At 67.0% G+C, this 7,182-nt stretch carries 7 protein-coding genes; all 7 read left to right on the plus strand.

The window, feature by feature from the left end:
• On the plus strand, positions 1–216 hold a 216-nt coding region (locus ACFTWF_RS44300; protein ID WP_378467402.1), incomplete at its 5' end, for a hypothetical protein.
• 420 nt (positions 217–636) lie between these two features.
• On the plus strand, positions 637–966 hold the full coding sequence (locus ACFTWF_RS44305) for a GIY-YIG nuclease family protein (protein WP_378467403.1): 330 nt from the start codon (positions 637–639) through the stop codon (positions 964–966).
• A gap of 15 nt (positions 967–981) precedes the next feature.
• Complete coding sequence (locus ACFTWF_RS44310; RefSeq protein ID WP_378467404.1) at positions 982–1,602, plus strand: AAA family ATPase; 621 nt, start codon at positions 982–984, stop codon at positions 1,600–1,602.
• Positions 1,592–1,954: a hypothetical protein gene (locus tag ACFTWF_RS44315; protein ID WP_378467405.1), complete on the plus strand. Its 363-nt coding sequence runs from the start codon at positions 1,592–1,594 to the stop codon at positions 1,952–1,954. The genes ACFTWF_RS44310 and ACFTWF_RS44315 overlap by 11 nt, the downstream gene beginning before the upstream one ends.
• A 97-nt stretch (positions 1,955–2,051) precedes the next feature.
• Positions 2,052–3,086: a hypothetical protein gene (locus ACFTWF_RS44320; RefSeq protein ID WP_378467406.1), complete on the plus strand. Its 1,035-nt coding sequence runs from the start codon at positions 2,052–2,054 to the stop codon at positions 3,084–3,086.
• Between the two features lie 2 nt (positions 3,087–3,088).
• Positions 3,089–3,439 (plus strand): DUF3846 domain-containing protein, encoded by a 351-nt coding sequence (locus ACFTWF_RS44325; protein WP_378467407.1) that lies wholly within the window; start codon positions 3,089–3,091, stop codon positions 3,437–3,439.
• A complete protein-coding gene (locus ACFTWF_RS44330) occupies positions 3,436–4,722 on the plus strand; it encodes a DUF2637 domain-containing protein (RefSeq protein ID WP_378467408.1) in 1,287 nt (428 codons plus the stop codon). Before ACFTWF_RS44325 ends, ACFTWF_RS44330 begins: the two co-directional genes overlap by 4 nt.
• The last annotated feature ends 2,460 nt before the right edge of the window (positions 4,723–7,182 follow it).

Here is a 7,182-nt window from a genome sequence, read left to right on the forward strand (position 1 = left end):
GACCAGGACGACGGGGCCGACCTCGGCAGTGCGGACGTGTGGGCGTGCGTGCAGCTCGGCGACCAGGACGACGGGGCCGACCTCGGCAGTGCGGACGTGTGGGCGTGCGTGCAGCTCGGCGACCAGGACGACGGGGCCGACCTCGGCAGTGCGGACGTGTGGGCGTGCGTGCAGCTCGGCGACCAGGACGACGGGGCCGACCTCGGGACGGGCTGAGCTAAGCGGACCGAGGGACGCGCCGGCCGCGGGGCCGGCGACCGGGTAAGCGCTGGTAGTGGGCCTGTCGGGGCTGAAACCTAAACGGACCGCGCCGAGTATCCGGCCACTCCCCCGCTGTTGGGCGCTCGGCCCCCGGATCGGCGCGTGTGCGCGTGGGCGTTCGTGCGTGTGGGCGCGTACGCGTGTGCCGTCCCGCTGTCGCTGTCGAGTGGCTGCGGCTGGCCGACCTTGGCGACCAGGACGACGGGCTGTGGAGCGATCGGCGCGGCCGAGGTGCTGGGCCTACTGGGCGGACTCGGCCGTTGGCAGCGCGTACGCATTCGCGCATATGGGCGCTTGGGCGTGTACGTACATAGGCGCGTACGCGTACGCGCGTAGGCTCAGCGTGGATCGGCCGGAACACAGGAGGGTGAAGGCGTGGAAGAACTGACGGATGAGCAACTAGACGCGCTCGTGACCAGGCGCGAATGGGAGCCGTACGACTCACCACTAGAACCGACGTTCGTCTATCGCGGATATGACGAGACCGGCCGTCTGCTGTACGTGGGCGTGACGAAACAGCCGGAACAGCGAATTAAAGAGCATTCCGGCGCGAGGTGGTTTCGGGAATCGGAGCGTCTCGACTTTGCGGAGTTTCCGACGCGCCGAGCTGCATTGATCGCGGAACAGTTCGTGATCGACAACCACGCTCCGAAGTACAACAGCCACAACGTGCGTTGGGGTATCGGAAACAAGAGGAGGGGATAGACGGTGCTACTCACTGTGGCGAACATCAAGGGCGGGGTAGGGAAGACCACCTCGGCCGTTTACCTGGCGCTCGGGCTGAGTCTGACCGGCCGAACGCTGCTGGTCGACGCGGACGCCGGGCAGGAATCGGCTATGCGGTGGAGTGAGCTTGCGGACGGCTGGCCGCACGACAGGATCACTGTTGTGCCGTGGGGTGACCCGAAGACGCTCACGCGTCGAATTGCGTCGGTGCAGGACGACTACGCACACGTGGTTGTCGACACCCGGCCAAAGGACCACGACGTAATGACGGCGGCAATGCTCGCAACAGGAAACCTTCTGGTCCCGACGACAAGTAGCGCTATTGACGTCGCAGAGTTGGCGCCAACGTTCCATGCTGCGGCGCAGGTGGACACGCTACGGCCTGTCCTGGCGTCTGTGTTGCTGACGAAAGTCCGGCTCGGGACACGCTCGGCCGAAGAGGTGCGGGAAGTGCTGACCGAGGTCTACGACTACCCGCTTATGCACTCTGTCGTGCCGCTGCGGGAAACCATCGCGCAGGCATACGGGAGTGTGCCGGGAACGCTCGGCCCGTACGCGGACGTACTGAACGAAATTCTGACCACTCACACGGAGGCGAACAGCAATGGCAACTAAGCGACCGAGCGAAGTACGCGCGCACCTCGCGCGGGCGGCTGAGGGGCGACCGCAGCGCGAACAGGTGCAGGAGTCGGAACGGGTAGCGGAACAGGCAGCGGAACAGGCAGCGCCAGCGAAACCGGCGAAGAAGATTCAACAGGGCATCACGTGGGACCCCGAGCTGTTGGCCGTGGCGCGCTCGGCCGTGGCGCAGCTCGGCATGTTTCACCCCGAGGCCGAGACGCCGAGCTTGGCCGCGCTCGTGGATAGGGCGGTACGCGCCGAGCTGGATCGGCTCGAAACTGAGTACAACGACGGCCAGCCTTTCCAGAGATTGCCGAAGGGTGCGCGCCTGCCGCGCACACGCTGACGGGCAGGTGTGCGCACGCGCAGGTATGCGCAAACGCGCACACGCTGACACGCACATAGGCGCATAGGCGCGTACGCGTACGCGCGCACGCGCCTATGTGCGTAAGATTCCGTTTCGAGGGCCGATCCCTCGCCCCGGAATCCGAGACCCCGGGGCGGACACCCCCGAGATGAGAGATACAAAAATGGCGATTGACCAGCGCTTTAGCGAAATAACACACCGCCGCGTGCACGTGTTCGACAGCACTGCCGAGGGGTATGACGAGACGCAATGCAGCGACGATGTGCGCGACGGCGACATACTTCTGGTGCCGTCCGAGGGCGTGGCCGGATTCATGGCCGAGGCTTGGCCGACCGCCGCGACGAAAGAGCACGGCCAGTTCCACCGGATCGCGGACACCGACGTGGCGCGCGCATTCCACGCCGAGGGGCTGGCCGCTGCCCGTGCTGTGTGGGCCGCATACCGAGCCGCCGAGCCTGCCGACGTTGCTCCGCTCGTGCTCGGCGATTGTGTGCGAGACCGGACCGAGGGAGATACCGGGTTTGTCGAGTCGGTCGATGCTGGCCGGGTAACCGTGCTGTGGGAGGACTCGGGAGCGGTGACGACGGTCGACCGTGCTCGGCTCGACTACATGCCCGAGGTGAGTGGCCGGGTGATGGTCGACGGTCCGGCCGCTGTCCCCCTCGGGGGAGTGGACGACGAGCAAGACGACGATGTGAGCTTTCTCTGCGACGGCTGCGACGTCGACACGTTCGACATTGCCGAGTACTTCATGGTCAGTAACGAACTGTGGGAACAGGCAGGCAACGCCGACATGCTCTGTGTCGGCTGCACCGAGGATCGACTCGGCCGACAGCTCACGCGGGCGGACTTCACAGACGCGCCCGTGAACTGGTCGGCCGACTGGGAACGTTCCGAGAGGCTGGAAAGCCGATTGCTGAACGGGGCTGTCCGGCCCGGCATGTATGCGGTCGGAATCAAGCACGAGCGGGGCACGCTTGTAATCGCGACGTTCGCGGACAGCATCGACACGGCAATGAGTGTTGTCTGCACTGCCGAGAGCGCTCCGCGTTCCGCTGTTCTCAGCGTGGAATACCTCGGCGCAACGGCGATCGAAACCGGGGGTAACTGACCGTGGGCAACACCATTCGCATTGTGAAGATCACGACGGACGGAACGGCGACAGTCGAGAGTGTGCAGCGCTCGGGGGAGGTGTACCGCGGAATCGTGGGTGGCTGGATTGAGCGGGTCACGCTGCCCGCACCGTTCGGTGCCCTGTATCTGAATGAAGAGGGCAAGCTGTCCGGTCTCGCGCCGAATCCGGTAGCCGAGCGCGTGCTACTCGGGGCGGGGGCGAACTTGCTGCCGGGGGACTATCTCACCGGCAATGCATTCTTTGTCGGTCCCGTGAATGACACGGGCAGCGATACCGACGTGACGCCCGCGCTGGTGGACCTGCTCGGCCGACTGGCGGTGAAGCTGTGAGGCCGGGTGCGCGTTGGTTCGCGCTGCTGATTCCCGCGCTGGCGGCAACTGTCCTCATCGCCGGTATTTCGTTCTGGCTGTCTTTCGAGGCGCTGGCAGAGCTGGCGGCAATGTCGGGCACGACGGGCGCGCGTGCGTACGGCATTCCGTTGGTGGTTGACGGACTCGTGGTGGTGTCCACTGCTGCGGCTGGCGCGCTCGTCGGTGCGGCGCACGTGTACGCGTGGTCGGTGCTGATTCTGGCGAGCGTTGCGTCGATCGTGGGCAACGCGCTTCACGCTGTTCTGTCGCCACACCAGACGGATACGTCAATCGCTGTCGCTGTGGCAGTCGTGCCCCCGGTGGCGCTGCTGCTGTCGACTCACCTATCCATGATGCTGGTGCGTAGGGCGCGGGAACAGCGCGGCAATGACCAGGTGGCCGACCTGTTCTCTCACCTGTTCGATGCCGAGCCTGCCGACGCTGCCAGCGCGTCCGAGGTTGGCCGGAAACGGTGGTGGAGTCGGGGCAAGGTTGCCGACGTGCGCCGCCCGGCCGCTGCCCGAGTGCCCGAGCTTGCCGAGGTGCCCGCGCCTGCCGAGGTGCCCGCGCCTGCCGAGGTGCCCGCGCCTGCCGACGTGCGCCCGGCCGCTGCCCGAGTGCCCGAGCTTGCCGAGGTGCCCGCGCCTGCCGACGTGCGCCCGGCCGCTGCCCGAGTGCCCGAGCTTGCCGAGGTGCCCGCGCCTGCCGACGTGCGCCCGGCCGCTGCCCGAGTGCCCGAGCTTGCCGAGGTGCCCGCGCCTGCCATGGCTGAGCCTGCCGAGGTCGGCTCGGTCGCCGAGGACGTACCCGAGGTTCCGCGCCCCCGTGCTCGTCGTGCGTCTCGGCCGCGTGTGGGTGCCGTGGTTGCGCCTGCCCTCGAGGTGCCCGAGGTCCGGCCGCGTGCTCGTCGTCCGCGCTCGTCTGCTGGTGCGTCTGTGCCGGTGCCTGAGTCCGTGCCGGTGCCCGAGGTGCCCGAGGTGTCGAACGTGCCCGAGGTGGCGGCTGAGCCTGCCCCACGGACTCGGCGTGCGTCTCGGCCCCGTGCCGCTGAGGTGTCCGAGCCTGCCGCGTCGGCCGAGGTTCCCGCGCCTGTCATGGCTGAGCCTGCCGAGGAGGTGCCCGAGGTCCGGCCCCGTGCTCGTCGTGCAGCTCGGCCCCGTGCCGCTGCCGTGGCCGCGCCCGATGTGCCCGAGTCCGTGCCCGAGTCCGTGCCCGAGGACGTGCCCGAGGACGTGCCCGAACTGGTCACCACGGGCAGCTGACCCGCTCGCGTATGTAGCGCCCCCGGTCGATTCGGCCGGGGGCGTTTCTCGTCGGTGGGCCGACCTCGGGGGAGGTCTGGCCGACGCCGTGCCCGAGTCTGTGGCGATGTGTTGGACCCCGGTGCAATTGATGGTCTCGGTTCTGTGTGAAGTTCTGTAGAACGCGCACTGTCGGTTGATGATTCGGCGCTGTCCGCGTGTGCTTGGCGGGGGATTTCTTGCGCTCGAGATTGTCGCGCAATCCATGTAGGTTCACAGCACACGTTCAAGATGACGTGCACCCCGCGACGGTTAGGCCCGTTCATGCACGGGGGCAATGTGGCAGAGACGGAGTATCGACCATGGGTGAGCACGGGTGCGCTTTCGAGGCGCTGGCGGGGCTGGACGGCGGGGCCGAGCGCCCCGGGCGGCGTTGGTTCCCTTTCCGGCGCGCGAGGGTGACTCGCCAGCACTGCGGGATTTCGCGTGTGGGAATGACGGCGGGCCGTGCTGGCGCGTTCACTGACATGCGTTCCCCCGTCGTCGCATCGTGGGTAGAGCCGAACCCGGGGGGCGGCACGCGGAGGATCTTTCTCACCGAGGCCGACATACTGCCGTACATCTGACGCCCCCGATTCCATGCGCCCCCGGTCACGCGGCCGGGGGCGTTGTGGTGTCCGTGGCCGCTCGTGCAGCTCGGCGGGCCGACCTCGGGGCGCGTGTGGCGCTCGTGCAGCTCGGCGACCAGGGCGTCGGGGCCGAGGGCTGACCTCGGGGCGTGTGAGGGGCGTTGTGGTGTCGCACAAGGGGGTCGAGGTGAAACGGCAGGTCGGGTAGTCGCCGGCGCCGGGTTGAAACTGTGGGGAGACACAATCGGCAAGGAGCGCGCCGCGTGCTCGGCGTGCGGTCGGTGGGCGGCTGTCGTGTGGCGCTTGGTCCTGTTCGTTGCTGCTGTCCTCGGCCCCGTGCTGGCTGCTGTGCGGCGTGCTGTCGTGCGCCGGGGAAGCAGTCCCGGCTGTGGGGCCGTGTGCCCGGCTGGCCGATCCTGTGGTGTCCGCGCGTAAGCGCCCCCGGCCGACTTGGCTGGGGGCGCTTATGCGGTGCGAGGGGTGGTTAGTGCCCCATCGCGGCGACCTCGGGGTCTGGTGTCGCGTAGCAACGCCCGGAGGGCATGTCGATTAGCACCTCTTGAACTGACGATTCGTCGACTGTGGGGAAGTCGAATTGGTGCATTTCCTGTCCGCGTTGGATCGTCGCGGCCTGCGAGGTGTCATCCCCCGACTTCCTTCGCACGACGGCGGAAACTGACGCGGGTCCATCTGTCCAGACGGATGCACTGATACCGGCACCCGCCGCCCCGAGTCCCCAGCCGTTCGGGAGTAGGCACGGCGGATTGCCGTCCGCGTCCGGCGGTGGCGGGATGTATGGGGGGATGGTGTACGGGGGTGGCCCGGCTGCGATCGAAGTGGTCGCGGGTGGTGGCGCTACCGGAGCGCTCGAGGTGGTCTGAGCGGCGCTCGCTGTGGTCGGCTCCGCTGCGGTTGCCGACTTCGTGGCGATTGGCTCCGAGGTGACCTCGGAAGTGGCGGGGGTTGTTGATGCTGCGCGCTCGGCCGCCTTATCGCTTGTCGTGGATCCCGTCAGAGATCCCGTCAGATTGATTGTGGTTGCGGCAATGATCCACAGGGCGACGAATACGCCTGCGCCTATGGCTAGTTTCTTCCAGAGTCGCATTTTGGTCTCTGGAGCCCCGGGGGGTAACTGTTCTGTCACTCACACTGCATAGCAGGTCACGGAAGCGTAAGGCGCGCTATGGGCGCTAATCGTGTGTCTGCTGTCCGGGCCGCTGAGCTGGCCGCACGCGCCCGATCCCGGCCCCTGTTGGTCCGAGGGTGCCCTCTCGCTGGCCGTGCGGCCGAGGTGCCCGACGTGTGCCGGGTGCCGGTCTCGGCCGCGCCCCGGAACTTGCCCCGTTCGTCCCGGCTGTCTTTTTCCGGATACGTGCGCGAGGTGCCTCGGCTGACCGATCCGGTGCCGTGCTCGACCGTGCCGCTATCGGGATGCATGTAGCTGCAACGACATTCGGATAGATGGGCCGTTCAAGGGGCGCGCACCCATCATTTAGGCGCAGAGATTCTGTAGAAAGTACCGGAACAAATACCGAAAAGTCAAGCGAAAAGGTGGGTTACAACTAAAATCGTTGCGCCACAATATATATCGGTAGACGAGATGAAAATTGTTGTATTGCAACAACTTTCCCTAAAACTACACGCACACAACATAATTCGCGAGACACCGAGCGCCGGAGGCGTGAGAGTGTCTGTCGCACAACGTTTTTCGTGGCGCGGAGCGCCGCGTGGGTTGCCCGCGGAGCGGGCAGGCACCCCGGCGGGGGTCGGTGGCCGCCTGAGCCTCCCAGGTGTTTCCGTAGAAGACGCCGACCTTGCCCTGCCCGACGACGGCCGGCTGGTCGCCGTTGTC

Origin of the sequence: Rhodococcus sp. NPDC056960 (assembly GCF_042674125.1) — a bacterium.
Taxonomy (GTDB): domain Bacteria; phylum Actinomycetota; class Actinomycetes; order Mycobacteriales; family Mycobacteriaceae; genus Rhodococcus_F.

Excerpts from the sequence above, each read along its gene's own strand:
- ACFTWF_RS44315 (WP_378467405.1), top strand. The coding sequence starts at position 1,592 with ATGGCAACTAAGCGACCGAGCGAAGTACGCGCGCACCTCGCGCGGGCG.